Below are 26,262 nucleotides of genomic sequence, written 5' to 3' on the forward strand. Positions count from 1 at the left end.
CCCACAGATCATGCTGAAACCCGACCCGGCCAACGTGCTGCCGCTTTCCGCCGTCCCGCTCTACGAGCAGATCAAGACGGCGTTGCGCGCGCGCATTCTCGACGGCACCTATCCGGCCCATTCGCAGATGCCGTCCGAAAGCGACCTCTGCACGATGTTCAACGTCAGCCGCATCACCGTGCGGCAAGCGCTCGGCGATCTGCAAAAGGAAGGTCTCGTTTTCAAGCTTCACGGCAAGGGCACCTTCGTCGCCAAGCCGAAAGCGTTCCAGAACGTCAGTGCGTTGCAAGGCTTTGCCGAAGCGATGTCGTCGATGGGCTATGAAATCGTCAACCAGCTCAAACAGATCCGCTTCATCCCGGCCACCGCGCACATCGCGAGCCGCCTGCAACTGCCGGAAGGCACGAAGGTCGCCGAAATCCATCGGGTGCGGCTGCTCAATCGCGAACCGGTGTCGCTTGAAATCACGTGGGTGCCGGAAGCATTGGGCAAACGCCTCGCCGGCGCGGACCTCGTCACGCGCGACATCTTCCTGATTCTCGAGAACGACTGCGCCGTACCGCTCGGCCACGCCGACATCTCCATCGACGCGATTCTCGCCGACGATGAAATCGTCGAGGCCCTGAAGGTTGAAGAAGGCAGCCCCGTGCTGCGCATCGAACGTCTTACACATAGCGCGGACGGCACGCCAATCGATTACGAATACCTCTATTTCCGCGGCGACGCGTTCCAATACCGCTTTCGCATCGACCGTCAGAAAGAGAAGAAAAGCACAAGGAAGACGAAATGAACACGCAAATGAGTACGCACGTGCTCGAGTACGACCTGGTCGTCGTGGGCGGCGGCACGGCCGGCCCTATGGCTGCCGTCAAGGCAAAGGAACAGAATCCGAACCTGAAAGTGTTGCTGCTGGAGAAGGCCAACGTCAAACGCAGCGGCGCGATCTCGATGGGTATGGACGGTCTGAATAACGCCATCATCCCCGGCCATGCCACACCGGAGCAGTACACCCGGGAAATCACCATCGCCAACGACGGCATTGTCGATCAGGCCGCCGTCTACGCCTACGCCCGGCACAGTTTCAGGACCATCGAGGAACTCGACCGCTGGGGCGTGAAGTTCGAAAAAGACGGTACAGGCGACTACGCGGTCAAGAAAGTGCATCACATGGGCTCCTATGTTCTGCCGATGCCGGAGGGCCATGACATCAAGAAAGTGCTCTACCGGCAGCTCAAACGCGCGCGCATCCCGATCACCAATCGTATTGTCGTCACACGGGTTCTGACCGACGCGCAAGGCCGTGCTTGCGGCGTGCTGGGTTTCGATTGCCGCACGGCGGATTTTTATGTCGTGCGCGCCAAGGCCGTGATTCTCTGCTGCGGAGCGGCGGGCCGGCTAGGCTTGCCCTCTTCGGGATACCTGATGGGAACCTACGAGAATCCCACCAACGCCGGCGACGGCTACGCGATGGCATATCACGCGGGCGCCGCGCTGGCGAACCTCGAGTGCTTCCAGATCAACCCGCTGATCAAGGACTACAACGGCCCGGCCTGCGCTTATGTGACGGGCCCGCTCGGCGGCTTCACGGCGAATGGCAAGGGCGAGCGTTTTATCGAGTGCGATTACTGGAGCGGCCAGATGATGTGGGAGTTCTATCAGGAACTCCAAAGCGGCAATGGGCCGGTGTTTCTGAAGCTCGACCATCTCGCCGAAGAAACCATTCAGACCATCGAGCAGATTCTGCACACGAATGAACGCCCGAGCCGGGGACGGTTTCACGCAGGACGCGGCACCGATTACCGCCAGCAGATGATCGAAATGCACATCTCGGAGATCGGTTTCTGCAGCGGCCACAGTGCCTCCGGCGTCTATGTGAACGAGCGCGCGGAGACCACGGTCGCCGGTCTTTACGCTGCCGGGGACATGGCCGCCGTGCCGCACAACTACATGCTCGGCGCCTTCACGTACGGCTGGTTCGCCGGGCAGAACGCGGCGCAATACATCGACGGCCGCGAGCATGCGGCGCTCGATAGCGCGCAAGTGGAGGCGGAACGGACGCGAATCTATGCCCCGCTCGAACGGGACACCGGGCTCGCACCGGCGCAAGTCGAGTACAAGCTGCGCCGCATGGTGAACGACTATCTTCAGCCGCCGAAGGTCACGCGCAAGATGGAGATCGGCCTGCAACGTTTCGCTGAAATCGCGGCCGATATCGATCAGATCAAGGCCGACAATCCGCACGAACTGATGCGCGCCGCGGAGGTGCGGGCGATTCGCGATTGCGCCGAAATGGCGGCGCACGCTTCGCTGTATCGCACTGAAAGCCGCTGGGGGCTGTACCACCATCGCGTCGATTATCCGCAACGCAACGACGCGGAATGGTTTTGCCACACGCATCTGAAGAAAGACGCAACGGGCCGCATGGTCAGCGAGAAACGCGCCGTAGAACCTTATGTGGTGCCGCTCGGCGACCACGAAGCTCAGGCCTATCAGAACCTGCGAATCGGCGAGCCGGCGCTCGCCGACGCTTGAGGAGCCACCATGTCTACGACACCGCACAACATTTTCCAGCGCAGCGCCGCGCCGGTCACGATCGACGAAGACAAATGCATCGCGGACAAAGGCTGCACCGTCTGCGTGGATGTCTGCCCGCTCGACCTGCTCGCGATCGATCTGACCAAGGGCAAGGCCTATATGAAGTTCGACGAATGCTGGTACTGCATGCCGTGTGAAAAAGATTGCCCGACCGATGCGGTCAGGGTCGACATTCCGTATCTGCTGCGCTAGCAGCCGCTCACTCCGACCAAACGTTGTTTCCCTATCAACCGGGGCTTAACTCATGAAACGTCGTCAATGGCTTGCCACGGCTCTCCTCGCGAGCGGCCTGTTTTCACTCACAGCGGGCGCGGCGCGCGCCGAGACAATTCGCGTCGCGATCGGCACGCAGGACACGACGATCAATTGCGCGACCGGCGGCCTGTTGATCCGCGAACTGAATCTGCTCGACAAATATCTGCCGCACGACGGCAAGTACAAAGACGTCAAGTACGACGTGCAATGGAAAGACTTCACGTCCGGCGCGCCGATGACCAACGAAATGGTGGCGGGCAAACTCGACTTTGGATCGATGGCGGATTTCCCCGGTTCGTTGAACGGAGCAGCCTTCCAGAAGGCCGGCAGGAAAAGCATCTTCATCACGGTACTCTCAGGCAGTATCGACGGCAGCGGCAATGGCATCGTCGTGCCGGACGACTCGTCCATCCGTTCGATCGCCGACCTGAAAGGCAAGACGATCTCGGTGCCGTTCGCCTCGGCGGCGCACGGCATGTTGCTGCGGGCCATCAAGGCGCAAGGCTGGAATCCCGACACCGACGTCAACATCATCACGCAGTCGCCCGAAGTGGCCGGTAGTGCGTTGAAGGCGCATAAGATCGACGCACACGCCGACTTCGTGCCGTTCGCCGAACTGTTTCCGTTCCGCGGTTTCGCGCGCAAGATCTACGACGGTGCGCAGACCCACGCGCCGACCTTCCACGGCACGCTCGTCGACGCCGACTATGCGAAGCGCTATCCGGAAGTCGTGGTCGCGTATCTGCGCGCAGTGATCGAGGCGAATCAGCTGTTTGCGCAAGATCCCGAGAAATACAGCCAGTTGATCCAGAAGGTCACCGGCATCGACGCCGAGGTCAATTATCTGTTCCACGGGCCGCTCGGTCTGCAGACGCGCGATCTCACATGGAAGCCCGAATACCGGCAGGCAACTGTCACGGCGATCAGCACACTCAAGCTGCTGAAAAAGACCGACGTCGATCTGGATGTCAACACGTTCATCGACGACCGCTATCTGCGCGAAGCATTCAGACAATCGGGACTGAACTACGACGCGGCCCTCAGGAACTACGCGAAACAGCCACTCGTGGCCAATGACGTGCAAACCGGCAAACCCATCACCGATTTTCGCAGTGTGACGCAGGTCTGGCTCGATGGCGAAGGCAAGGTGCGCAACTATGCATCGGCGCAGGAGGCCTTCGCGGCGCTCAACACGCTGGAGCAAGGCGGCAAGAAAGCTCGTGTGGTGTACGTGCAGGATCGTTCGAGCGGCCTGAAGCTGTTCGCCAGTCAGGCGTGGTACGTGAAGGACGCCAAGGGCAATATCAACGCCTTCCTGCTGAAAGACAACGCCGATCGCTACGCGAAGCAGGTGAACGGCAACGTGGTGGATTTCGCCGCCGCGAAGACCGATGCGACGCAAGCGGTCGCGGCACGCTAACCGATCGTCCTGCGACGTTCATCCAACCACGGGAGTCCTCGATGTCAGCCATTCTCGACGCCACGGAGAATACCAGCGTTCGACACAGCGCCGCCGCCCGGCGGAACTGGAATCCGGCACGTCTCGCACGTGTGGCGGCCAGGTTCGTATCGGTTCTGGTATGTGTCGGCATCTGGCAAGTGCTGGCCGAACATCATGTCTCGTTCGGGCTTGTGACGTTCGCCAACGTGCCCGCGCCAAGTGACGTGGTGCCCGCGGCCTGGGCCCTGTTCCACTCGCCCAAATTGCCGATGCACCTGCTGTCCAGCGTGATGCGCGTGCTGGCGGGTTTTGTCGCGGCGAGCGCCGTGGGTATCGGGCTGGGACTTGCAATCGGGCGCTATCGGGCGTTCGAGGACGCGGTGCTGCCCCCGCTCGAGGTACTGCGGCCGATTCCCGCGGTGGCGTGGATCCCGCTTGCCATCCTGATGTTTCCTTCATCGGAGATGAGCATGATGTTCATCACCTTCATTGGCGCCCTGTTTCCGATCCTGTTGAATACGATCCATGGTGTGGAAGGCGTCGATCCACGGCTGGTGGCAACCGCCCGTTCGCTCGGCACGCGCGGCGCGGCGCTATTCAGTGAAGTGATCTTGCCGGGTGCGGCGCCCGCTATCGTCACGGGTCTGTCGATCGGCATGGGAACCGCGTGGTTCTGTCTCGTCACCGCCGAGATGATCGCCGGTCAGTACGGGATCGGCTATTTCACGTGGGAGTCGTACACGTTGCAGAACTATGCGGACATCGTCGTCGGCATGCTGCTGATCGGCGCGTTGGGTATGGGCAGCAGTGTGCTGGTGAAGCGCGTCGGGCTGGCGCTGATACCGTGGTACCGGATGGAGGCAGCGCAGCGATGAGCACCGAATTGCAAGCGAAACCGCCTGGCCGCATCGACGTACGCGCGTTGAGCGTCGACGTCGGCGTGCGCGAACAGCGGTTCACCGCGCTCGATCAACTGGATTTCAGCGTCGAACCGGGCGAACTCGTCTGCGTACTGGGCCCCTCGGGATGCGGAAAATCCACGCTGCTGGCGGCACTCGCCGGACACGTGGCAGCCAGTGCGGGCGAGATTGTCGTCGACGGCGAGCGGGTCGTGCGCCCGCATCCGGAACGCGGTCTCGTATTCCAGCAGCACACGCTCTTTCCGTGGAAGCGCGTAATCGACAACGTCGCATTCGGCCTGAAGATGAAAGGGCTCCCGGCCGATGAGCGCCACCGTCAAGCCGCCGAGCTGCTCGACCTGGTGGGTTTAAGCGGGTTCGGCACGCGCTATCCGGCGCAATTGTCGGGCGGCATGCAGCAGCGCGTGGAAATCGCCCGCGCGCTGATCAACCGGCCACGCGTGCTGCTGATGGACGAACCGTTCGGCGCGCTCGACGCGCAAACGCGCCGCATGATGCAAACACTGCTGCTCGACGTGTGGACACAGATCCGTACCACGGTGCTGTTCGTCACGCACGATATCGACGAAGCGCTGTTTCTCGCCGACCGCATCCTCGTGCTGTCGCAGCGCCCCGCGCGCATCGTCGCCGATTTGCGCGTCACGTTGAACCGCCCTCGCGACGACGAGACCACGACCGACGCGCAATTCATCGAGATCAAGCGCCATTGCCTCGCGCTGTTGCGCGAAGCAATGGCCTGACGTGTTTCGCGTGCCTGACCGGGTTACCGAAAGCTTCCGCTTCAATCCAGACATCACTCTACACATGACCGATATTTCGCTTCCGCTGACGTTCGACCCCGATTCCCTCGACCCGGAAGCCGCCGAACTTCTGCCGCGATTGGCATCCACGGATGCCGCGGTGCGCCGTATCGCGCTCCTCGCGCTCGCCGACCTTGAAGACGAAGCCCTGCTCGGACCGATTGTCGCCGCGTTGCTCACCGACCTGTCGCCGGACGTTCGCGCGCAGGCCGCCGAGGTGCTCGGTGCGTGGGAGCGCGCCGACGCGGTCAAAGCGCTATGCGAAGCATTGACGGATCGTACGGAAGCGGTGCGCGACGCAGCCGCGCTAAGTCTGTCCAATCTGAAAGATCCCGAATCGGGACCGCTGCTCGCGCCCTACACCACGCATCCCGATCCGTTCGTACGCCAGGCTGCATTGCGCGGTCTGCGCGAATTACGCTACGCGGGAGCGCTGGAACCCGCGCTGGCCGCGCTCAGCGCAAGCGAAGACCCGGTGCGGCTCGAAGCGGTGAGCGTGCTCGGCTGGTTGAAGAGCGAGCAGGCACTTGGCCCCCTCACCGCGGTCGCCGTGAATGATGCGAACGCTGCCGTACGCCGCGCGGCAATCGGAGCGTTGGGTATCGGGGCAGCGGCAACGGAAGAGACCATCGTCGCGTTGCTGGGCTCGCTGCGCGATGCGGCGTGGCAGGTCCGTGAGGAAGCAGCGGCCACCCTCGGCAAACTGCGCGTGTCGGACGCGCGCGATGCGCTGATCGCAGCGCTCGAAGACGACTACTGGCAAGTCCGTTTGCAGGCAGTTCGCGCGTTGGGCAAACTCCGCGACACAGCGGCGAGCACGGCGGTCGCCACACTCCTCACCCACGCGATCAGCAATCTGCGCAAGGAAGCTGCCTTGTCGCTAGGAGAACTGGGCGACGTAGCGTCATTGCCCGCCTTGCACGCCGCCTCGGCCGATGCCGATCCGGAAGTACGCAAGGCCGCCCGCATCGCCTTGACGCAAATCGGAAAGGCGCAACGATGAACGCCCCGGAACACGTCACGGTTCACGCGGCGAGTGGACGATTGTCCCTCACATGGCATGGCGGACACACGCAGTGGATCGACAACGCGACGCTGAGGGAGCGCTGCCCTTGCTCGACATGCCGCCGCCTCGCGCATGCGGGTCACGATGCGCGGGTCGAGCCGCATGTTGCGATCGTCGATATGCAGCCGATGGGATACGGCGTGCAGATCGGGTTCAGCGACGGACACGCGCAGGGTATCTATCCGTGGGAATATCTGGCGGCAATCACCTGAAATGCGGCCTGAAGTGCGGCCTGAAATACAGCCTGAAATACGGCCTGAATGATGGCGCGGTGAAAAAAGCGGCGGCCGTGGAAGGTCGCCGCTTGTCCTAGCGCCGCGAAGACAGCCGCCGCACCACCGACACCAGCGCATCGACTTCATCGCAGGTGTTGTAGAACGCGAGCGACGGCCTCACCGTAGCTTCGACGCCGAAGCGCCGCAAGATCGGCTGCGCGCAATGATGGCCCGAGCGCACCGCAATGCCCTCTTCGTTCAACGCCTGCCCGACTTCCTCGGTCTCGTACCCCTTCAACACGAAGGACAGCACACTGGCCTTGTCGCGCGCCGTGCCGATCAACCGAACCCCCGGCACCGGTTGCAGCACGCTCGTCGCATAAGCCAGCAGATCGTGTTCATAACGCGCGATATTCTCGATGCCCACGCGCTGAACGTAATCGATCGCCGCACCGAGACCGACTGCATCGGCGATATTGCCCGTGCCCGCTTCGAAGCGATTCGGTGGCGGCTGGAACACGGTGCGCTCGAAGGTGACGTCCGCGATCATGTTGCCGCCACCCTGCCACGGCGGCATATCTTCAAGAATCGCACGCTTGCCATACACCACGCCGATGCCGGTCGGACCGAATACCTTGTGACCTGAGAACACGAAGAAGTCCGCGTCGAGCGCCTGCACGTCCACCCGCATGTGCGACACCGACTGCGCGCCGTCGACCAGCGCCTTCGCCCCTGCCCGATGCGCGAGTTCGACGATCTCCTTGACCGGCACCACGGTGCCCAATGCGTTCGACACCTGCGTGACCGACACGATCTTCGTGCGGTCATTGAGCAGCCGCCGGTATTCATCGAGCAGAACCTGGCCACTGTCGTCCACTGGAATCACGCGCAGCTTCGCACCCGTTTGTGCGGCAAGCTGCTGCCACGGCACGATATTGGCGTGATGCTCCAGATGCGAGACGATGATCTCATCCCCCTCGCCCACATGCTTCACACCCCACGTCTTCGCGATCAGGTTGATCGCTTCGGTAGTGCCGCGCACGAAGATGATTTCTTCCGGCGACGCCGCGCCGATGAAACGCTGCACCTTGCTGCGTGCGGCTTCGTACGCATCCGTGGCGCGGCCGGCCAGCGCATGAGCCGCCCGATGGATGTTCGAGTTTTCATGCGCGTAGAAATATGCGAGCCGATCGATGACCGCCTGCGGTTTGTGCGTGGTCGCGGCATTGTCGAACCACACCAGCTGACGGCCGTTCACACGCTCCTGCAGAATCGGAAAATCCCGCCGAATCGCATTCACATCGAAGGGCGGATGGGCCGACGGCCCGGCATGCGGCACGCCATCTGCCGCGCGAGGCGTTTGCGCAGCAAAACGCGCCCCCTCATTCAGATCCAGAAAATAATGCGAACGACTGCCGTGCTCCGCCGGCGTCGTTCCCGGCGTAGCCGTCTGTGCGGCTGCCGGCCGGTCGTACGGGAAGCGCTGCTCCGCGAGCGGTTCGTCAACGCCTGGCAAACCGAACGATTGCGCGCTCACCTCATGCCAGCCCGGCACCACGATATCCGGCGACGTCGAACCCGAAGTCTGAGCTTGCGCGGCTTCGCCAAGGAAATAGAACGGCGATGCGGACCCCGCCGACACTGGCGACGCCAATGACGCGCCGCCCGCCGGCGGACGTTGCACACCGTGCCCCTCAGGCACGCCCAGCGCCGCGCCGCCAAAGCGCGGGTCGAGCGCCGGCGCAACGCTCACCGCGCTATCGGGTAAGCCGTTCTGCGCAAGTGCATGTGGCGCCAACGCGGGCGCGCGGTTACCCAGCGACAGGACATGGGTGGGCGCCGAGGGCAACAGGTTGCCACCCGGCACATGCCCTTGCGGCAACCCGGCACCTGGCACGCCGGTACCCGTGCCGCCCGGCCCAGCGAGCGGCGAACCGGCCGGTGCCGGATTGCTGATCTCGCTGGTGACAGGCGCCGTAAGCGGCAGCGTGGCGACCACGCCGGACGCGCCTCCTGGCTGTGGCGCATTGCCCGGCAGCGCCGAGAAAAACGCATTGGCGAGCGACGCCAATGTGGCAGGGTCAGGCAAACCCGCGGGCGGACCCGTCGGCACATCGTGCGGCAGGACGCTGTTCATGGGCTTACTTGTAGGTGTCTGGGTAGTCATGGTACTTGCCGATCTCCACGTCATCGAGAACCGCCAGCGCGTCCGGCGAATGCACCGCGAGCGAGCAATAGAGCGAGATCAGATACGAAGCGATCGCATGATTGTTGATGCCCATGAAGCGAACCGACAGACCCGGACCCTGTTCGCCGGCCACGCCCGGCTGGAACAGGCCGACCACGCCCTGGCGCTTGTCGCCCACGCGCAGCAGCAGGATTTTGGTCTTGCCGTCGGCAACCGGCACCTTGTCCGACGGAATCAGCGGAATGCCGCGCCACGTCAGGAACTGCGAGCCGAACAGGCTGACCGTCGGCGGCGGCACGCCGCGGCGCGTGCATTCACGGCCAAACGCGGCGATCGCGAGCGGATGAGTCAGAAAGAATGCCGGCTCCTTCCATACCCTGGTCAGCAATTCGTCGAGATCGTCCGGAGTCGGCGCGCCGGTCAGCGGAAACACGCGCTGCTCTTCGGCTACGTTCGCGAGCAGGCCGTAATCCGGGTTGTTGATCAACTGGCTTTCCTGCAACTCCTTGATCGTTTCGATCGTGAGGCGCAGTTGTTCCTTGATCTGATCGTGCGGACTGCTGTACAGATCCGAGATCCGCGTGTGGACGTCCAGCACGGTGCTGACCGCATTCAGGAAGTACTCGCGCGGCTGCTCTTCGTACGGCACGAAAGTGCGCGGCAGGATGCTTTCATCTTCGCGCGCGGTGCAGGCCGCCTTGACGGCTTCCGGATTCTTCACCTGATTCAGACGATAGATGCCCGCCTCGACCGGCAGCCATTGCAGCAGATGGGTGAGCCAGCGCGGCGTAATCGTGGCGAGTTGCGGAACGGTTTTGGTGGCATTGGCTAGTTGCCGTGCTGCGGTATCGCCGAGCGCCGTCAGGCCGCCCACTGTTGCTGTCATCTGAAGCTCCGGGGTTGATAGAAGAAAAACGGGAAAGCTTATGAACGAAAGTGATTATCGGAAGGCGCCCCCAGCCGTTCAACATGCTATAGACGGCAAAGAGGCGGTCTAAAGGGGCGACGCCGGATCGGCGAAAGCGGAATGCGGGCGCGTGGCCAGACTCAAACCGTCAGATGGATGGCTGAGCAGGCGCTCGATGGGCACGTTGAAAGCGCGGGCCAGCTTGTCGAGCGTGACAATCGACGCGATCGCAGAACCGCGCTCGGATCTCCCCGACATAAGACCGATTGAGTCCGGCGTGCTCGGCCAGCTGCTCCTGCGACCAGCCGGACGCCTCGCGAAGGCGTCGCACCGCCGCGCCGAAGTCCCTGACGAGCACGCTCATCGCGCCGCTCCGGCCGCTGCGGGTTCCGCATTCGCGCTTGCATACGAGTTTGCCCCCGCGTCCGCCTGCACATCTGGCTGACCGCGCGGCGCGCGCTCACGAACCGCCGCCGCGCCGGTGCCCTCGTTGCGCGACACGGCCTGCGTCACATGCGTACCCGGCGCGACGTCCTGCGTGAGCCACACGTTGCCGCCGATCACCGAACCCTGTCCGAGCGTGACGCGGCCAAGAATGGTGGCGCCCGCGTAAATCACGACGTCGTCTTCGACGATCGGATGACGTGCATGGCCCTTTTCCAGGTGCCCCTGCGCATCGCGCGGAAAGCGTTTCGCACCCAGCGTGACCGCCTGATAGACCCGCACGCGTTCGCCGATGATGGCCGTTTCGCCGATCACCACGCCCGTACCGTGATCGATGAAGAATCCCGCGCCGATCCGCGCGCCAGGATGAATGTCGATACCGGTTTGCGCATGCGCGAGTTCGGCGATGATGCGCGCCAGCAGCGGCAGCCCGAGCCCATAGAGCTCGTGCGCGAGCCGATGGTGGATCATCGCCAGCACGCCGGGATAGCACAGCAAGACTTCATCCACGCTGCCCGCCGCCGGGTCGCCGTGAAAGGCCGCCAGCACGTCGCTATCGAGCAGGCTGCGAATCGCCGGCAAACGCGCCGCAAACGCACGCACCGCGATGCCGGCCTGCGCCTCGATCGTGGCGGCGGGCGGCGGTTGATGACGGCTGCGGTAGTGCAACTCCAGCCGCGCCTGGCTCAGCAACGCATGCAGCGCGGCGTCGAGCGCGTGCCCGACGTAAAAGTTTTCACTTTCCTGACGCAGGTCGGCCGGGCCCAGCCGCATCGGAAAAAGCACGCCTTTCAGCGTATCGATGATCTCCGAGAGCGCTTCGCGCCCCGGCAATTCGCGCCCGCCCGGTTCGAGCGAGCGCTTCTGCACTTCGCGCCATTGCTGGCGGACCGTCTGAAGCGCGTGGACAATTTCATCGACATCAAACACAGCCACAGCGGTTACTCCCCGTAAAGTGCAGCGCGAACGATCAGGCCGTCAGTCCTGAATCCACGGCAACCCATGAAAGCGCCAACCATTGCTGGCGCCGCGCCGTTGCGCGCCGTCCAGTTCCCCTTCGAAACCTTCCAGAACGTTGAACACCTGTGTGAAGCCGGCTTTCGCCGCGGCCTCGGCAGCCAGCGCCGAGCGGTTGCCGCTGCGGCACAGCAGCAGCACGACGGCCTCCTTGCCGGTCTTCGCTTCGAGTTCACGCACGAAGCGCGGATTGCGCGTCAGGCTCGTGCCGGTCGCCCACGCGACATGCACGCTGTCCGGCACGAGTCCGACGAATTTGCGTTCTTCGGCGCTGCGCACGTCCACCAGCACGGCGTCGCCGGCCTGGACGAGCGCCCACGCATCCTGCGGCGACACGCCGCCGGCATAAGGCAAACCGGCCGCGGCGGCTTGCGAACGGGCGGCTTCCAGCAATGCATGAGTGGGTCGTTCTGCGATTTCAAGCGTCATGATGTCTCCTTCGATGTCGCGCGAATCGGTAGGCGCGGGTCTAAGCCATCTGCGAATGCAACCGCCTATAGCCATCAGAAGACACTATGAAAGAGAGTTAGCAGAAGCCGAACCAATTAATTGTGATTTCTAAAGAAGCATCGGTTCGGTCGCTCCTGCTTGGAGCCGCCCCGCCCGCTCGCTGCGGATGTGCCGCGCCCGTGCCGGCGCGCGGATCATTCCCTTGGGACCTCGAGCGGTACGACAAACATGCCGGCGGTGTATTCCATATGGAAATAGCCGCAGCGTGCGTAAGCCGCAATGCGTTCGAGCCGCTCGGGTGATGGGGGGGTGTAGGCCGCGGCAGCCGCCCTGTCTGAAGATTGCTCAGACAGGACGGACGCGCGTTTTGACCATTGCTTCTGCAGGCTTCGCACAGGATGCCGCAGTCCGCCCCAGATAAGCGTCGCTGAAAGTGTGGTCATGCGAGCTCCGTCGATTCATTGCGATATGAATGAATCTAGCGACCTGGATACGGAATCGCAAACAAGCTTTTGTGGATTGGTTTTCGAAGAAAGGCCCTATAGCTCAGCTCGATTTATAGACCGTGCGACGGCGCCTGACCGTACCAGTAGCTGCACTGATGCGCGGTGTACGCGTCGTAGGTGTTCGAGACCGGATAACCGAAGTCGAGCGTGCGCCGCGTCGCCGGGGTGTACAACGGCCAGCTCGCCACCGTGCTGCCCGAATTCGGATTACCGGTGTGCGCGAAACTGGCCAGCGCGGCCGTCATCGCTCCCGATAACGTCGCCTGGTTCGCCGTGGGACTCGGGATCAGTTGCCACCAGTAGTCGAGATCCGACGAGTGAAAGGCGCCGTAGTTCATCGCGGCGGGCGGCAGCACTGAAATCAGGCTGTGCACGCTATAGGGCGCGGGATCGGAAAAGCGATACATGTACACCGCCGGAGAATACTTCGCGAGGTTGTCGGCGTCCTGCATTTCGCCGCAGGTGAACAGGTAGTCGCCGGTTGCTTTGGCGAGCGCCTGACCCGGCGACGAAAACTGGCTTGCCGGATAGAGCGCTGCGGTCGCGGCGCCGGAAACGCCGAGGAAGCCCTGGATCGCCGCTTCGTAGCCCGAAGCAGTCACGGGCTTGCCTTGCGCATCGAATGCCGCGGCGACGAAATACGTCCCCTCGTCTTCCGTGAAACCCGACATGACCGGCACGCGGTTGTACTGGCCGCTGGCGAATGCCGCGCTTGTCGAACCCGGCAGCACCTTGCCGTCGATCGTTGCATACCAGGCGACAGGGTTGCCCTGCAACAGCGCGGATGCCGGCAGATTACGCAGGCAGGTCGCGCTGGACGGGTCGGTGCAGCCCCACGTTTTGGCGTAGCCGACGCCATCCGTCTCGGCCTGCTGCAAGCTCTCCTGCTGCCGGCTGAAACCGCCGCTCTGCGCGACAGCCTTCGCAAACAATCCGGCCGAACCCGGCGAAGCAAGTTGCACGTACACGGAATGGCCACCGGCCGAATCGCCGAAGATCGTCACGTTCGTAGGGTCGCCGCCGAACGCCGCAATATTCTTCTGCACCCAGGCGAGCGCGGCGGTCTGATCCATGATGCCGTAGTCGCCGGTCGCGCCATTGGGGTCTTCCGCCGCAAGCACCGGATGCGCGAGAAAACCAAACGCATTGAGGCGATAGTTGATGGTCACCACGATCGCATTCGCCTTCAAAGCAAGCGCGCTGCCATCGGTCGCCGCGCCGGAGCCGAGAATGAAACCGCCACCGTGAATCCAGAACAGCACGGGCAAGGCCGTTGTGCCTGCGGTCGTACCGGGTACATAGACGTTGACGAAGAGACAGTCCTCACTGCCGGTCGGGGCCGCCGCCGTCCCTTGCACACAGACTGAGCCGACGTGCGATGCGTCGTACGGACTGCTCGCATAGGCCGCGGCGGGCGCGGGCGGTTTCCAGCGCAACGCGCCGGTCGGCGGCGCCGCATAACGCAGGCCAAGGAACTCGCGCACACCGTTGGCGACGATGCCCTTGACCTGTCCCTGCTGGGTCGCGACGACGCTCGGGTCGGCGGGTGCCGGGCTGTGGACGCTGCCGCCGCACCCCAGCATGATGAGTGGAATCGTGACTGCGATGAGCCATTCCATGGCTCGCCGATGATAGGCGTTCATGCTTGTCTCCAGATGTCCGGGAAGGCGCAACCGCCTGACGCGTGCCCCGGACCGGATTCACTTGGCGGTTTGAGATGAATGGCGCTCAATCACCGTAGCGCCGCGCATTCAGTCCTGCCGCAGCAGGACTAGAACAGCGTGCGGATGCCCACGCGCACCGCAGTCGACGACTGCCCCGTGCCGACGTACATGCCATTGGCAAATACCGGCGCTGCCCCGCCGCCGAGGAAAACCGGCGCCGCGCCACCCGACGCGCGCAGATAGGTCGCGCTCGTATAGACATCGGTGCGCTTCGACAGCGCATAGTCGAGCAGCAGCGTGCCGTTCTGCCACTTCTGCGAACCGAGCTTGCTGTACCAGTAGCCGCCCATCAGCGTCGTGGCCGGGGTCAGCTGGAACACTTCGTTGATTTCGTAGGTTGGCATCGAACCGTTGTCGTGACCGATGCGGAAGTGCGTGTCGGTGAACAGCAGCCGCGTCAGGCTCCGGCCGAAGCGATAGCTGCCGCCCACCCCGAAGCTGCTAACGCTGCTCGCCAGTACTGGCGCGCCAGGCAGATCGGGAAAGAACGTGGTGCCGGCCTGGCTCGGCCCATTCAGGCCGAGATCGTGCGTGTCGGTGTACGCGGCGCCGAGATTCAGCGGGCCATTCGAATAGCGCAGCCCGAACGCAATCACACGCCCTGTTCCCGCCGATACGGATTGCGAAGGAAATGCATACAGCGCGCCTGCTTGCAATCCCAGATAGTTCGGCGACGTGTACTTGACTGCGTTGTTGATATGCAGCGTGCCCGCAAGGTGATCGAAGTCGCCTGGGTGCCACGAGTACTGCCCGGCAACCTGCCCCATCGCAAACTGCGTGAGGTTGTCCCAGAAGAAGTCGTACTGCTTGCCGAGCGTGAATCTGCCGTAGGTCTGATTCTCGACGCCCAACCACGCCTGACGGCTAAACAGCACGCCCGATTGCACCATCGTGCCCGAGTAGAGATTGAAGCCGTTCTCCAGATCGAACACGACTCGTGTGCCGCCGCCGATATCCTCCACCCCGCGCAGGCCCCAGCGATTCGACTGGATCGACCCGTCGTTGGCGACGAAATTCGAATGGCCGTTCACGTTGCTGAAGTAGGTAATGCCCGCATCGATAATCCCGTACAGCGTCACGCTGCTTTGCGCATGGGCCATCTGGCTGCTCAAGGCCAGTACTGCGGTTGCGCTTAAGCTCAAGGCAAACTTTTTCATTACTCGTCTCCAATGTTTTATTTTTAAAAGGCAAAGCGTCGCCCTCCCCCGCAAAAGGGAAATCGGTTCCTGTGTGGAACTGCCCGGCGGGCCGCCGGGCGCAACTGATAGCCGGGTTTGGCGGTTTCTAGCCGCTAACCGTTGAACCGGTATAAGGTCGAATCAATGCGAAAGCGGATCTCATCGCTCAGGCCGTTACTCACCACCAGATAGCGCTGACCGTCTTCGACGAAACTGGCGGCATCCGTCGCACCCGAGGTCGCGAAGTCGCCCACCAGTTCGAAACAGGCATCCCGCCATTGGAATATCTCCGACTGCTGCATGACCACCGGTGCTTTAGGCGTGCCCGTGATAAAGCACGCACGCACCAGATAACGTCCCTCTTTACCGTCGATCAAACACAGTTCGCGTCCGCCTGGGCCGCCCAGCATCTGCCGCTCGACAAACTGCGCGCCGTCGAATCGATAAAGCGTGGTGTGGTTGAGCAGGTTCGCGTGCACCATCCAGAGCGCACCGTCGGCTTCGAAAAAGCGGAATGCACGGCCGCCGTTCTCGCTGAAGGTTTGCAGCGGCACAAACTTCTCTCCGTTCCAACGATTCACCGACGATCCGCTGACGTGATCCGCATACGCGAGATAGTGCTCGCCGGCAAACGACACGAACGCGAAGTTGTAGCCCCACTGTCCGTTGAAGTTCTGAAACGGCACGAAGAGTTCGCCATTCCACTCGAACAGACACGATTCGCGTGGATGTTTCGGCTCGACCCCGTCGACCACCACGCCTTGCGACAGCCCGAGGAAATGACGCGAGTCGAACGAGAATGCCGTCCACTGTTTCGCCGCGAATGCCGGAAATCTTTGCAACGGCACCCATGCGCCGGCAACGCGTTCATACACCACCGCGTCGGTATCGAGATCGTACGGTCCGTTGCCGCTTCGAACGCCGGCCGCCGCGAGAAAGCGCCGGCCGTCGATCTCGAAGTACTCGAGGTCTTCGCCGCCAGGCAAGGCCAGCGCTTCATGCTCGACGAAACGGCCGTCCTGCCAGCGGTAGATGGGCGCTTCCATATCGCTGTCGCCACCGTTCATGTAGGGCGCTTCACCCGCCACATCGCGCGCGAGTTGCGGCACGCCGAGAAAGGTGCCTTCGTTCGTCGTAAAGACTTCGACCGCGCGCGCGCCGCTAGTCGGCAGTTGCTGAAGTGCTGTGAGCAAGCCCGCGCCCAACTCAGTTTTTGCCATGACTGGCTTCTCCCAACTCCGAACCCGTGACCGGGAACGGCGCAGTCGACATGATCTGTCCAGCTTCTTTCTCTCGCGGCCGCAGAACATTGGACAGACACAGACCCAACGCCGCGCCCACCGCGAGAATCGCCGCCAGTATGAAAAGTGTTTCGAACGACAGATGCTGCGACAGCAGCACGCCGCCGACCACCGGCCCGACGATCGAACCGATGCGTCCGATCGCGAGAGTCCAACCGACCCCGGCCGCCCGTACGTTGGCCGGAAACAGATAGCTGGCAATCGCCGGAAACGTCAATTGGCCGCCGACCAGAAAGGCGCCGACCGCAAACAGCATCGCCAGCGCGATATTCCCCGCACCGATGATCTGACCCAGCGCCACCGTCAACACCGCGCCGCCCAGAAAGGCAATCGCCACGGGCATAAACGGTCCACGTTTGCCGACCAGGGTCGAGATCACCAGCGCGCCGCCGATGGCTCCCAGATTGAGCAACACCGAACCGAGCGCGGCACGGCCCGGTTCTACGCCGTTCATGTTGAGAATGGTCGGCATGAAGCTAACCAGGAAACCCGACAGGATCATGCTCGACAGCACGCTGACCCACAGCGCCAACGTGGCCGGGAACCGGCCGTCGGCAAACATGCTGCCGACTACATTCAGACCGCTCGCCGCCGCATGCTGCCGTGCCGCCACTCGTTCAGCATGGCTGACGGTTTGCGCCGGAATCACGAGAAGCACCGGGATCAGCGCGAGCAAAGCGAACGTGCCGCCCATCACGAACACGAACGGCCAGCCAAAGCGCACCATCAACGCCGCGGTGATCGCACCGCCCACCACCGCGCCGAGCGGAAAACCGATAAACATCAGGATCACCAGCGAAGAACGGCGCTGCGGCGAACTGCTCTCGGCGGTGATCGCGGCCACGGGCGGAATGGCGCCGCCCATGCCGAGGCCGCCGATAAACCGCAGCGTGGCCAGCATCGTCGCCGACGTGGCGAACGCACAGCCGAGCGTGAAAATGCCGGTGACAGCAAGCGCAAGCAGCAGCATCGGCCGGCGCCCGAAACGATCCGCCAGCGGCCCGACGATCAGCGAGCCCAGCACCGTGCCGATAAAGCCTGCTCCAAACACGCGGCCGAGCGTTGCGTGATCGATCTGCAATGACTTCGCGAGCAACGGCGCGACGAACGACAGCATCAGCGTGTCGAAGCCGTCGATCATCGATACCGCGAAGCACACCAGCGTGATACGCAGCACGTTGCTGACCGGCGGACCCGCCGACGGCTCTAGTGCGAGTGGATTCATGAAGCCTGTCTCCTTCATCAAGGGCGTTTTGTTATGGCCCGCGCGGGCGCCCATGCGCGCGGGTGTCGGTGCGGCGTCCGTCGTTACGACTGCACGGCGCCCGGGAAAGTCACGTTCGTAAAGCCGGGGATCTCAACCTTTTGCGGTCGATTGCCGTTGCTGTACAACTGATCGACGATGTAATCCGCGACGCAGTTGGACAGCAGTTGAGTCGGGTCTTCCATGATGCGGCGCAGACGCGCCGTAGTCGCATCGCGGTCGCCGATCGAGGTGATGGGCGGCATGCCGCCGGGCGGTGCCGGATCGAAGTCATACGGCGTCTGCTCGGGAAACAACGCACGCGCGACCTCGATACTGGCACGCGTGTTGAGCCACAAATCCCGATACGTACGCTCCAGTTCGGCCATGCCCGCGGCATCCGGCAGTTCGGCGACCGAGAACGACGGTGCATGCGGTGCGATAAACACGCGCTCCGGCAACAGCACGCGATTCGACGCGCACCACACCAGATAGCACATGTTGTTGGAGCCCCACGTCACGCCGGCAGTCGGCCTGCCCGAGCGGCCGCTGACGAGCACCATCAGGCGGTTCCAGTCGAGCGCCTGGGCACGCAACCAGTTGCCGATGCGATAGACGATGTCGAGAAACGCGAGCCCGAAGGTGGCGAACATCACGTCGTTCATCGGCACCGGGAACGCGCTCGTGGACGGCGCGGCGAAGTACTCGTCGTTCAGACGGTCGAAGCTCAGCAGCGCGTGATCTTTCTCGATCCGCTCGAGCAGATCGATGGTGACGCCGCAGGTATAGTCGACGAGATCGGCGATCTTCTGTTCGTGGCCAGCGAAACTATCGACCGCGACGTGATCGCGCCACAACGCCAGTGAGTTCGCCGCGCGGGTTTGCTGCGCGTGAGTGCGCAGGTTCGACGCGTCGCGTTGCCAGGCGGTGTCGTGCGGCGCCAGTTCGCGCATCCGCGCAAGATAAGCCAGCGCCAGCGGCAGATGCGATACCGCCGTCAACTCGATGAAGCCGCGCGTCGATTTGCGAAAGCTCTCGATCGTCGGCGCACGCCCCGCGCCGGGAAACAGCACGATATCGCTGCCGGTCGACACCAGCAATGGATCGTCCGCCTGCTGCTGCGCCATCTGCTGCGTCAGGTGCGCGCCGATGCTCTGCGGGTCCGATGTGAACGCGCGAAACAGACCGGCAAACGCTGCGTTGGGTTGGTAGGGCATAGTTGGGTAAATACCGCCTCAGTAATCGAACAGTCGCGCGGGATTATCGGCCAGGATCATCTTGTGCACCGCCGGATCGCCGGTCCATGCGCCGAGCAGATTCAGCAATTCGCCGGTGTCGCGCGTCGAATCGGGAATATGCGGCCAGTCCGAACCCCAGATCACTTTTTGCGGCGCGGCCTTGATGATCGCTTCGGCCATCGGCGCCACGGCTTCGTAGCCGCGATGTTTGGCGATCCGGTACGGCGCGCTGAGTTTAAGCCAGCAGTTGCCGTCTTTCAGCAAGCTGAGCAGGCGGTCGAAATCCGCTTGCGTGAGGCCGTCTTCTTCGAGCATGTAACCCATGTGATCGATGACGAAATCGGTCTGTACGTCAGCGAGAAACGGGACCAGATTACGCACCACCCAGCCCGGCGCATAGAACTGCACGTGCCAGCCAAGGCTCGCGCACAGGCGGGCCATGCGGGTGATGTACTGCTGGATTTCAGCGGTCGGCAGCCCGGAACGCGCAAACAGGTCAAGCCGCACCGCGCGAACGCCGGCTTGGTGGAAACTGTCGAGCGTTGCCGCGTCCGTGCCCTCCTCGATCATCACGACGCCGCGCGCGATCGAACCAGCCACGTGCAGCGCGTCGATCAGACAACGATTGTCGGTGCCGTAGAAACTCGGCTGCACGATCACGAAGCGCTTCAGTTGCAGCACGCTCATCATCTGCAGATAGTGCGCAAGTTTGCCGTCCGGCAGCGTGTAGTGCGGATGCTCGACCTTTGGATATTTGTCTTCGGGACCGAACACGTGCATGTGTGCGTCGCACGCGAGCGCCGGCATGTTGAACGACGGCCGCGACAGCGTCTCGTAGTCGCGCATCGGCGTGGAAATCAGCGGGGTTTCTGCCATGATCTGAAAGTAAAGGTTCGAATTAAAGTTGACGTGCCTGTTCGACGCGCTCGCGCAGCGCCGCCAGATAAACATCGCTGTCGATGCCGGCAAAGACGAAGGGCGCGGCGCCTTCGCGGCGCAATTCATTGAGCGCCTCGCATTCCGGCATGCCGCCCACGATCACCACCTTGCCGTGCCGCTGCGCCGCGGCGATCACCTCGCGGCATGCCGCCACGACCTCGGGATGGGCCGATTCGCCGGTGTGGCCCAGATCGGCGGAGAGATCGTTGCAACCGAGCGCCAGTACGTCGACGCCTTCGACCGCCGCGATGGCATCGGCCGCTTCGACACCGGCACGGCTTTCGATCAGGACCTTAAGCACGGTCGCGTCGTTCAGGCGCCGGTTGAGTTCGCGAGCGGGAAGTTTTTCGAAATTGACGTACGGCAGCGTGGCCAGTTGCGAACGCTGGCCGAGCGGCGGAAACCGCGTGGCAATCACCGCGTCGCGCGCCTGCCCGGCGGTCTCGACACGCGGCACGATGATGCCGAGCGCGCCGCCATCCAGCACGCGGTTGATCGTGCCGTAGTCGCGTTCCGGTACCCGCACCCACGGCATCAGGCCGAGGTCGACCGCGCATGAGCACAGTTGCGACACGGTATCGACCGGCAGCGAGCTATGTTCCATGTCCACCCAGATCGTGTCGTAGCCGGCCGCTTTGGCCCAGCGGACCGCATCCGTTGTGCGCGAGGCGCGAATTCCCAGCGCAATGATCTTGTGTCGCGCGCGCAGGCGTTCGACCAGTTCCGCACCGTTCATGCTGTCTCCGTCGTTATGTAGGTGGAAGACAGTATCGCCCGGGAAACAGTTTTGATTTATTCTCCAAATCAAGGTTATTGATTTACAGAGCAAATCAATGAATATCCGTCATCTGGAGTTTTTCGTGGTGCTGGCGCAGGAGCTGCATTTCCGCCGCAGCGCCGAGCGGCTGGGCATTACGCAGGCGCCCTTGAGTCTCGCGATCCAGTCGCTGGAGACTGATCTGGGTGCGCGGCTCTTCCACCGCACGCGCCGCTCCGTCGCGCTGACCGAGGCGGGGTTGGCGTTGCTGGACGACGCACGGGCGATTCTCGCGCGCATCGAACACGCGAAGGAAAGCGTCTGGGAAACCGTGAGCGGCGACGTTGGGCGGCTGCGGGTCGGCTTTACCAACGCATCGACACTGTCGCCGTTTTTCCCCAAGCTGATTCACGCGTACCGGACGCAACGTCCGAAGGTCAACATCACGCTGCTGGAGTTGTCCTCGTCCCGGCAGATCGAGGCAGTCGAGCAGCGCGAAATCGATGTCGGCCTGTTGCGGATGCCCGAAAGCGTGCCCCCTGCCGATCTGGTGTTCACGCCGCTGATGGAAGAGCCGCTCGTGCTCGCCATGCATGCCCGTCATCGGCTCGCCAAGGCGTCATCGATCAAGCTTAAGGATCTGCGCGACGAACCGTTCATCGCCTATCCGCGGCAAGCTGGCGTCGCGGTCTATGAAAAGACGGTCGCGTTGTGCGCGAAGCGCGGGTTCGAACCTCAGGTGGTCCAGGAGGCGCAGCAGGCTTCCACGCTGATCGGGTTGACCGCGACCGGGCTCGGCATTGCACTCGTACCGTCTACGCTGCAGGCCATCGCGCTGCCGGGGGTGGTGTTCAGACAGCTGGACGAGACCGACACCACCACGACGTTGTACATTGTGCACCGCCGTGGCGACGCCAACGCGCGCGCGATGCAGTTTGTGGCGTTAGCGCAGGGGCTTCGGCAGGTTGCCACGAAAGCCGCCCGTAGCGCACACGGAGCATCCTCCGTGCCGGGCTGATGACCCATGCCTGTGTTGCCGGCGCGGCGCGCGATGCGGTACCTGCGGGGACTTGAAGTCGCGGTCGCTGCGAACGCATGCGCCGCCCGCGAGCATCACCGCGCCTTACGCCGCCACGCTGACACGCGCGGGCACCGCCACGTCCGCGCGGCACACCGTTCAGAGCGATCTGGCGCACGGCCATAACGGCAATGGGAACGATCGCCCCGTATGGCACACCGGTCGGTTTTCGCCAATAATGGCCCCACATCCACTACTGGACGAGGGCAGCCATGCGCTACAGCCCCGAGGCCATCCGCACCATCGCCCTGGTCGGGCATGCTGGATGCGGCAAGACATCCCTGATCGAAGCGCTGCTGCACCGCGGCGGCGCAATACACACGCCCGGCAGCGTGGAGCGCGGCACTACGGTGTGCGATTTCGACCCGCTCGAACGCAAATACCACCACTCGCTGAGTTCCGCCCTCGCCCACCTGCACTACCTGGATACCCGTATTTATCTGCTCGATACGCCGGGCTACGCGGATTTTTCCGGGCTGTCGATCAGTGCCCTGCCTGCCGTTGAGACGGCCGCCATTGTCATCAATGCCCAGACCGGCATCGAAATGACCACCCGCCGCATGATGGCGTGGGCGCAGGAACGCAAGCTGTGCAGAATGATCGTCGTGAATGGCATCGATGGCGAAAAGGTCGATCTCCCGGCGCTCCTGACGCAAATCCAGGAGGCCTTCGGCAAGGAATGTCTGCCCATCAATCTGCCCGCGCAGCGCGGCCACCAGGTGGTGGACTGTTTTTTCAACCCGGCCGGCGAAGCCGATTTCCTTTCCGTTGACGCTGCGCACACGGCGCTGGTCGATCAGGTGGTCGAGATCGACCCCGCCTTGATGGAGCTTTACCTGGAACAAGGCGAAGCCATCAGCCCCGAGCAGTTGCACGAACCCTTCGAACGGGCGCTGCGCGAAGGTCACCTGGTGCCGGTTTGTTTTACGTCGGCGGCTAACGGCGCGGGCATTGCGGAATTGCTCGACGTGTTCGTCCGGCTGCTGCCCAATCCGATGGAAGGCAACCCGCCGCTCTACTATCGCGATGCCGGCGGCCGCCAGCAAGTCGCACGTGCCGAACCGGCACCTGACAAGCATGTCCTCGCCCATGTCTTCAAGATCGTCGTCGACCCTTATATCGGCAAGATGGCCGTATTTCGCGTGCATCAGGGCACAATCAGGCGCGACAGCCAGCTTTATATCGGCGATGGGCGCCAGCCGTTCAGGGTCGCCCATCTCATGATGCTGCAGGGCAAGGAACACGTGGACGTCCCGCAGGCCGGTCCGGGCGATATCTGCGCCACTGCCAAGGTCGACGAAATCGGCTTCGATGCCGTGCTGCACGACGCCGCCGAAGACGGCAACATTCACCTGAGCCCGCTCGACTTTCCCACCCCTATCTACGGTCTGGCAATCGAACCGGCGCGCCGCGGCAACGAGCAGCGCCTCTGGGAAGTCCTGCAAAAGCTGAGCGCGGAAGACCCTTGCCTGATCATCGACCACCCGGACAGCACCAACGAAACCGTGGTGCGAGGGCTCGGCGAGTTGCACTTGCGCGTGATGCTGGAACGGCTAGCCGAGCAGTACAAGCTCGAGGTCGTGACGCGGCCGCCGAAGATCGCCTATCGGGAAACGATCGGCACCAAAGCCGAGGGACATTGCCGTCACAAGAAGCAAACCGGCGGCGCCGGGCAATTCGGCGAAGTGATGTTGCGCGTCGAGCCGCTGCCGCGCGGAGCGGGTTTCGAATTCGTCGACGCCGTCAAGGGCGGCGCGATTCCCGGCCAGTTCATGCCAGCCGTGGAGAAAGGCGTGCTGCAGGTCATCGACAGCGGCCCGCTGGCCGGCTTCCCGATGCAGGACGTGCGCGTCACCGTCTTTGACGGCAAGAGCCATCCGGTCGACTCGAAGGAAGTGGCCTTCGTTTCCGCCGGCCGCAAGGCCTTCATCGACGCGGTGCTGAAGGCACGGCCCGTGCTGCTCGAACCCATCGTGGACATCGAGGTGATGACACCGGAAACCGCGATGGGCGACATCATTGGCGACCTGTCCGCCAAGCGTGGGCAGGTGCATGGCACACGCACGGCCGCCGGCAATGCCGTGGTGGTTGCGGGCCAGGTGCCCTTGTCCGAACTCAACGACTATCAGTCGCGTCTGAATGCGATTGCCGGCGGCCACGGTCACTACACTATCCAGCTCAGCCATTACGATCCGGTGTCCCCCGCTCAACAGGAACGGATGGCGTCGCAGTATAAAAAACAGGGCGACGACGCGGCGCCATGAATGGTCACCGCAAACGCCTGCCGCTCAGTCCTGGAAGTAGTTCAGGCCGAGCGCGCTTTTCACCTCGGACACCGTCGCGCCTGCCACCTCTCGCGCACGCATCGTCCCGCGCCGCAAAACGTTCAGCACCTCCGCACGGTCGGTTGCGAACTCGCGGCGGCGCTCCCGGATCGGTGCGAGCATCGCTTGCAGGCGGTCGTTGAGCAGACGCTTGACCGCACTGTCGCCAAGACCGCCGCGGCGGTAGTGCGCTTTCAGTTCGTCGACCATCGGTACGTCCGGCTCGAACGCATCGAGGAACGCGAACACAACGTTGCCTTCAACCTGCCCCGGATCGCTGACGCGCAGATGGTTCGGGTCGGTGTACATGTCGTTCACGGCCCGGGTGATTTCATCCGGGCTCGCACCCAGCGCAATGGCGTTACCCAGTGACTTGCTCATCTTGGCTCTGCCGTCGATGCCGGGTAGCCGCGCCACCTGCGAGAGAACGGCTTCGCACTCCACCAGCACCTGCCAATCGACCGTGTTGTTGAAACGGCGCACCAGTTCATTGGTTTGTTCGATCATCGGCAACTGATCGTCGCCGACGGGCACGCGTGTCGCCTTGAATGCCGTGATGTCGGCGGCCTGGCTGACCGGATAGGTCAGAAAGCCCGCGGGAATATCCCGTTCGAAACCGCGAAGCACGATTTCCGCCTTGATGGTCGGGTTGCGTTCGAGGCGCGCGACTGTCACGAGATTGAGCAGGTACTGAGTCAGTTCCGCGAGCTCCGGCACCTGCGACTGGACGACGATGGTTGATTTGGCAGGGTCGATACCGACGGCGAGATAGTCGAGCGCCACCTCGATGACGTTTTCCGTGACCTTCTGGTGCCGGCCGACGTTGTCGGTCATGGCCTGCGCATCGGCTAGCAGGAGGAACTGCTGCGCTTCGTGCTGGAGCTGCACGCGCGAGCGCAGCGATCCAATGTAGTGGCCAAGGTGCAGCGGACCGGTTGTGCGGTCGCCAGTGAGGATAACCGACTGCTTTGCATGTGACATGGTGAGCTCAGTGTTTGAGGACACCGCCAGCCATGCGCGCGCGAAAACGAAAATGCCGCCAGGACTGGCGGCATCACGTTGTAGATATACGTACGGAAACGGGCCGCCTGGGTTAGGCGCGCCACCAGCAATACAGAGTCAGCGAGGTCGGGTTCGTTTCCATGAAAACAGTATAGCGCAGCAGCGTGACGGATCGTCAATAGCAGGCCCGCCGACGCGCTCATCATCTGCCGTGCCGTTGCACGCGCCCGCCGCGCCGGCTTTTAAAATGGCCCGCGGCTAGCCAGTTGGGCGTACTCGTTCTTTAGCGTCTGGATTCGTTGCCGGTACGCGGCAAGCAGGCAAGTCTGATTCGCCGCGCATTTCCTTCTCGCGCTCAACCAGGCCTGCTGCTCTTCCCCCATGTCCCCGCGCGCACCCATGGCGACGAGACCCATCATCATCTGGAAGCGCACGGACATTTCAACGTCCAGTTCGCTGAGTTGCCGGGATGCGCATATTGCTTTTTCGTCCGGCAAACGCGCGCGATTGCAGTCGAAGCTCGCCGCGTATCCAGATACTGAGCCGAGCGCAATCGCTGTTATCAAGGCAAGGCGCAGGCGACGGCCCATGCGGTGATTGCGCGGTTCATTCATCGTCGTTCATCAGCAGAGAGTTCCTGGAGAAGCGCCAAGGACGCATACGAGGGTTTCCAA

The 26,262-nt window shown here is 63.1% G+C and carries 24 protein-coding genes and 2 pseudogenes; 11 read left to right on the forward strand and 15 right to left on the reverse strand.

Annotation, left to right across the window (positions count from 1 at the left end; translation table 11 throughout):
- Positions 1 to 10 precede the first annotated feature (10 nt).
- The 8 genes from AC57B6_RS35965 to AC57B6_RS36000 all read left to right on the forward strand — a co-directional run bounded on the left by AC57B6_RS35965 (position 11) and on the right by AC57B6_RS36000 (position 7,289).
- Positions 11 to 790, forward strand: coding sequence for a GntR family transcriptional regulator (locus AC57B6_RS35965; RefSeq protein WP_106353968.1), 780 nt, complete (start codon positions 11 to 13; stop codon positions 788 to 790).
- An 8-nt stretch (positions 791 to 798) separates the two neighbouring features.
- Positions 799 to 2,532 carry a fumarate reductase/succinate dehydrogenase flavoprotein subunit gene (locus AC57B6_RS35970; protein WP_496423156.1) on the forward strand — a complete coding sequence of 578 codons (1,734 nt, stop codon included), beginning with the start codon at positions 799 to 801 and terminating at the stop codon, positions 2,530 to 2,532.
- Positions 2,533 to 2,541: 9 nt separating this feature from the next.
- A complete protein-coding gene (locus AC57B6_RS35975) occupies positions 2,542 to 2,787 on the forward strand; it encodes a 4Fe-4S dicluster domain-containing protein (RefSeq protein WP_030102639.1) in 246 nt (81 codons plus the stop codon).
- Between the two features lie 52 nt (positions 2,788 to 2,839).
- Positions 2,840 to 4,270 (forward strand): ABC transporter substrate-binding protein, encoded by a 1,431-nt coding sequence (locus AC57B6_RS35980; RefSeq protein WP_178368688.1) that lies wholly within the window; start codon positions 2,840 to 2,842, stop codon positions 4,268 to 4,270.
- 41 nt (positions 4,271 to 4,311) lie between these two features.
- Positions 4,312 to 5,166 (forward strand): ABC transporter permease, encoded by an 855-nt coding sequence (locus tag AC57B6_RS35985; RefSeq protein ID WP_496423104.1) that lies wholly within the window; start codon positions 4,312 to 4,314, stop codon positions 5,164 to 5,166.
- The gene (locus tag AC57B6_RS35990) at positions 5,163 to 5,951 is read left to right on the forward strand and encodes an ABC transporter ATP-binding protein (protein ID WP_030102636.1); all 789 of its coding nucleotides are present in this window, start codon (positions 5,163 to 5,165) and stop codon (positions 5,949 to 5,951) included. Before AC57B6_RS35985 ends, AC57B6_RS35990 begins: the two co-directional genes overlap by 4 nt.
- Positions 5,952 to 6,015: 64 nt before the next feature.
- Positions 6,016 to 7,014 (forward strand): HEAT repeat domain-containing protein, encoded by a 999-nt coding sequence (locus AC57B6_RS35995; protein ID WP_496423105.1) that lies wholly within the window; start codon positions 6,016 to 6,018, stop codon positions 7,012 to 7,014.
- Complete coding sequence (locus AC57B6_RS36000) at positions 7,011 to 7,289, forward strand: DUF971 domain-containing protein (RefSeq protein WP_030102634.1); 279 nt, start codon at positions 7,011 to 7,013, stop codon at positions 7,287 to 7,289. The genes AC57B6_RS35995 and AC57B6_RS36000 overlap by 4 nt, the downstream gene beginning before the upstream one ends.
- Positions 7,290 to 7,386: 97 nt before the next feature.
- Here AC57B6_RS36000 and AC57B6_RS36005 read toward each other — a convergent pair whose 3' ends face one another.
- The 13 genes and pseudogenes from AC57B6_RS36005 to AC57B6_RS36065 form a co-directional block, all read right to left on the reverse strand.
- A complete protein-coding gene (locus AC57B6_RS36005) occupies positions 7,387 to 9,459 on the reverse strand; it encodes a family 2A encapsulin nanocompartment cargo protein cysteine desulfurase (protein WP_496423106.1) in 2,073 nt (690 codons plus the stop codon).
- A complete protein-coding gene (locus AC57B6_RS36010; protein ID WP_025495879.1) occupies positions 9,434 to 10,366 on the reverse strand; it encodes a family 2A encapsulin nanocompartment shell protein in 933 nt (310 codons plus the stop codon). Before AC57B6_RS36010 ends, AC57B6_RS36005 begins: the two co-directional genes overlap by 26 nt.
- A 108-nt stretch (positions 10,367 to 10,474) precedes the next feature.
- A pseudogene (locus AC57B6_RS36015) lies at positions 10,475 to 10,751 on the reverse strand (helix-turn-helix domain-containing protein).
- Positions 10,748 to 11,767, reverse strand: a complete 1,020-nt coding sequence (gene epsC, locus AC57B6_RS36020; RefSeq protein WP_025495881.1) for a serine O-acetyltransferase EpsC — start codon at positions 11,765 to 11,767, stop codon at positions 10,748 to 10,750. Before epsC ends, AC57B6_RS36015 begins: the two are co-directional and overlap by 4 nt.
- Before the next feature lie 42 nt (positions 11,768 to 11,809).
- The gene (locus tag AC57B6_RS36025) at positions 11,810 to 12,277 is read right to left on the reverse strand and encodes a rhodanese-like domain-containing protein (RefSeq protein ID WP_025495882.1); all 468 of its coding nucleotides are present in this window, start codon (positions 12,275 to 12,277) and stop codon (positions 11,810 to 11,812) included.
- Positions 12,278 to 12,492: 215 nt separating this feature from the next.
- Entirely contained in the window at positions 12,493 to 12,741 is a 249-nt protein-coding gene (locus AC57B6_RS36030; RefSeq protein ID WP_144193586.1) for a hypothetical protein, read from the reverse strand.
- A gap of 113 nt (positions 12,742 to 12,854) precedes the next feature.
- Complete coding sequence (locus AC57B6_RS36035; protein ID WP_496423107.1) at positions 12,855 to 14,447, reverse strand: carboxylesterase/lipase family protein; 1,593 nt, start codon at positions 14,445 to 14,447, stop codon at positions 12,855 to 12,857.
- Positions 14,448 to 14,575: 128 nt separating this feature from the next.
- Positions 14,576 to 15,685: a porin gene (locus AC57B6_RS36040; protein ID WP_106353990.1), complete on the reverse strand. Its 1,110-nt coding sequence runs from the start codon at positions 15,683 to 15,685 to the stop codon at positions 14,576 to 14,578.
- Positions 15,686 to 15,819: 134 nt separating this feature from the next.
- On the reverse strand, positions 15,820 to 16,926 hold the full coding sequence (locus AC57B6_RS36045; RefSeq protein ID WP_496423108.1) for a hypothetical protein: 1,107 nt from the start codon (positions 16,924 to 16,926) through the stop codon (positions 15,820 to 15,822).
- The gene (locus AC57B6_RS36050; RefSeq protein WP_496423109.1) at positions 16,913 to 18,232 is read right to left on the reverse strand and encodes an MFS transporter; all 1,320 of its coding nucleotides are present in this window, start codon (positions 18,230 to 18,232) and stop codon (positions 16,913 to 16,915) included. Before AC57B6_RS36050 ends, AC57B6_RS36045 begins: the two co-directional genes overlap by 14 nt.
- Positions 18,233 to 18,315: 83 nt before the next feature.
- Entirely contained in the window at positions 18,316 to 19,467 is a 1,152-nt protein-coding gene (locus AC57B6_RS36055) for a DUF5624 domain-containing protein (protein ID WP_496423110.1), read from the reverse strand.
- Between the two features lie 18 nt (positions 19,468 to 19,485).
- Positions 19,486 to 20,364 (reverse strand): amidohydrolase family protein, encoded by an 879-nt coding sequence (locus tag AC57B6_RS36060; protein ID WP_496423111.1) that lies wholly within the window; start codon positions 20,362 to 20,364, stop codon positions 19,486 to 19,488.
- Between the two features lie 22 nt (positions 20,365 to 20,386).
- Positions 20,387 to 21,163: an HpcH/HpaI aldolase family protein gene (locus AC57B6_RS36065; RefSeq protein ID WP_025495890.1), complete on the reverse strand. Its 777-nt coding sequence runs from the start codon at positions 21,161 to 21,163 to the stop codon at positions 20,387 to 20,389.
- A gap of 97 nt (positions 21,164 to 21,260) precedes the next feature.
- Here AC57B6_RS36065 and AC57B6_RS36070 point away from each other — a divergent pair, with 97 nt between their 5' ends.
- The 3 genes and pseudogenes from AC57B6_RS36070 to fusA all read left to right on the forward strand — a co-directional run bounded on the left by AC57B6_RS36070 (position 21,261) and on the right by fusA (position 24,526).
- Positions 21,261 to 22,202, forward strand: a complete 942-nt coding sequence (locus tag AC57B6_RS36070) for a LysR family transcriptional regulator (protein ID WP_025495891.1) — start codon at positions 21,261 to 21,263, stop codon at positions 22,200 to 22,202.
- A pseudogene (locus tag AC57B6_RS36075) lies at positions 22,181 to 22,388 on the forward strand (isochorismatase family protein); the annotation flags it as partial. The gene AC57B6_RS36070 and the pseudogene AC57B6_RS36075, both read left to right, overlap by 22 nt.
- Before the next feature lie 86 nt (positions 22,389 to 22,474).
- On the forward strand, positions 22,475 to 24,526 hold the full coding sequence (fusA, locus tag AC57B6_RS36080; protein ID WP_496423112.1) for an elongation factor G: 2,052 nt from the start codon (positions 22,475 to 22,477) through the stop codon (positions 24,524 to 24,526).
- 24 nt (positions 24,527 to 24,550) lie between these two features.
- Here the strand turns inward: fusA and trpS are convergent, their stop codons facing one another.
- Positions 24,551 to 25,567 carry a tryptophan--tRNA ligase gene (gene trpS, locus AC57B6_RS36085; protein WP_496423113.1) on the reverse strand — a complete coding sequence of 339 codons (1,017 nt, stop codon included), beginning with the start codon at positions 25,565 to 25,567 and terminating at the stop codon, positions 24,551 to 24,553.
- A 263-nt stretch (positions 25,568 to 25,830) separates the two neighbouring features.
- Positions 25,831 to 26,202, reverse strand: coding sequence for a lysozyme inhibitor LprI family protein (locus tag AC57B6_RS36090; RefSeq protein ID WP_496423114.1), 372 nt, complete (start codon positions 26,200 to 26,202; stop codon positions 25,831 to 25,833).
- Positions 26,203 to 26,262: the final 60 nt, after the last annotated feature.

The sequence above is a fragment of the Paraburkholderia sp. BGA-UO-ETr-F12 genome, from assembly GCF_059567945.1.

Coding starts and splice junctions, on each gene's coding strand:
- AC57B6_RS35965 (WP_106353968.1), top strand. CDS start 11: ATGCTGAAACCCGACCCGGCCAACGTGCTGCCGCTTTCCGCCGTCCCG.
- AC57B6_RS35985 (WP_496423104.1), top strand. CDS start 4,312: ATGTCAGCCATTCTCGACGCCACGGAGAATACCAGCGTTCGACACAGC.
- AC57B6_RS35975 (WP_030102639.1), top strand. CDS start 2,542: ATGTCTACGACACCGCACAACATTTTCCAGCGCAGCGCCGCGCCGGTC.
- AC57B6_RS36030 (WP_144193586.1), bottom strand. CDS start 12,741: ATGACCACACTTTCAGCGACGCTTATCTGGGGCGGACTGCGGCATCCT.
- AC57B6_RS35980 (WP_178368688.1), top strand. CDS start 2,840: ATGAAACGTCGTCAATGGCTTGCCACGGCTCTCCTCGCGAGCGGCCTG.
- AC57B6_RS35970 (WP_496423156.1), top strand. CDS start 799: ATGAGTACGCACGTGCTCGAGTACGACCTGGTCGTCGTGGGCGGCGGC.
- AC57B6_RS36060 (WP_496423111.1), bottom strand. CDS start 20,364: ATGGCAGAAACCCCGCTGATTTCCACGCCGATGCGCGACTACGAGACG.
- AC57B6_RS36055 (WP_496423110.1), bottom strand. CDS start 19,467: ATGCCCTACCAACCCAACGCAGCGTTTGCCGGTCTGTTTCGCGCGTTC.
- AC57B6_RS35995 (WP_496423105.1), top strand. CDS start 6,016: ATGACCGATATTTCGCTTCCGCTGACGTTCGACCCCGATTCCCTCGAC.
- AC57B6_RS36035 (WP_496423107.1), bottom strand. CDS start 14,447: ATGAACGCCTATCATCGGCGAGCCATGGAATGGCTCATCGCAGTCACG.
- AC57B6_RS36045 (WP_496423108.1), bottom strand. CDS start 16,926: ATGGCAAAAACTGAGTTGGGCGCGGGCTTGCTCACAGCACTTCAGCAA.
- AC57B6_RS36025 (WP_025495882.1), bottom strand. CDS start 12,277: ATGACGCTTGAAATCGCAGAACGACCCACTCATGCATTGCTGGAAGCC.
- AC57B6_RS36090 (WP_496423114.1), bottom strand. CDS start 26,202: ATGAATGAACCGCGCAATCACCGCATGGGCCGTCGCCTGCGCCTTGCC.
- trpS (WP_496423113.1), bottom strand. CDS start 25,567: ATGTCACATGCAAAGCAGTCGGTTATCCTCACTGGCGACCGCACAACC.
- AC57B6_RS36010 (WP_025495879.1), bottom strand. CDS start 10,366: ATGACAGCAACAGTGGGCGGCCTGACGGCGCTCGGCGATACCGCAGCA.
- fusA (WP_496423112.1), top strand. CDS start 22,475: ATGCGCTACAGCCCCGAGGCCATCCGCACCATCGCCCTGGTCGGGCAT.
- AC57B6_RS36065 (WP_025495890.1), bottom strand. CDS start 21,163: ATGAACGGTGCGGAACTGGTCGAACGCCTGCGCGCGCGACACAAGATC.
- AC57B6_RS36050 (WP_496423109.1), bottom strand. CDS start 18,232: ATGAATCCACTCGCACTAGAGCCGTCGGCGGGTCCGCCGGTCAGCAAC.
- AC57B6_RS36005 (WP_496423106.1), bottom strand. CDS start 9,459: ATGACTACCCAGACACCTACAAGTAAGCCCATGAACAGCGTCCTGCCG.
- AC57B6_RS35990 (WP_030102636.1), top strand. CDS start 5,163: ATGAGCACCGAATTGCAAGCGAAACCGCCTGGCCGCATCGACGTACGC.
- AC57B6_RS36000 (WP_030102634.1), top strand. CDS start 7,011: ATGAACGCCCCGGAACACGTCACGGTTCACGCGGCGAGTGGACGATTG.
- AC57B6_RS36070 (WP_025495891.1), top strand. CDS start 21,261: ATGAATATCCGTCATCTGGAGTTTTTCGTGGTGCTGGCGCAGGAGCTG.
- AC57B6_RS36040 (WP_106353990.1), bottom strand. CDS start 15,685: ATGAAAAAGTTTGCCTTGAGCTTAAGCGCAACCGCAGTACTGGCCTTG.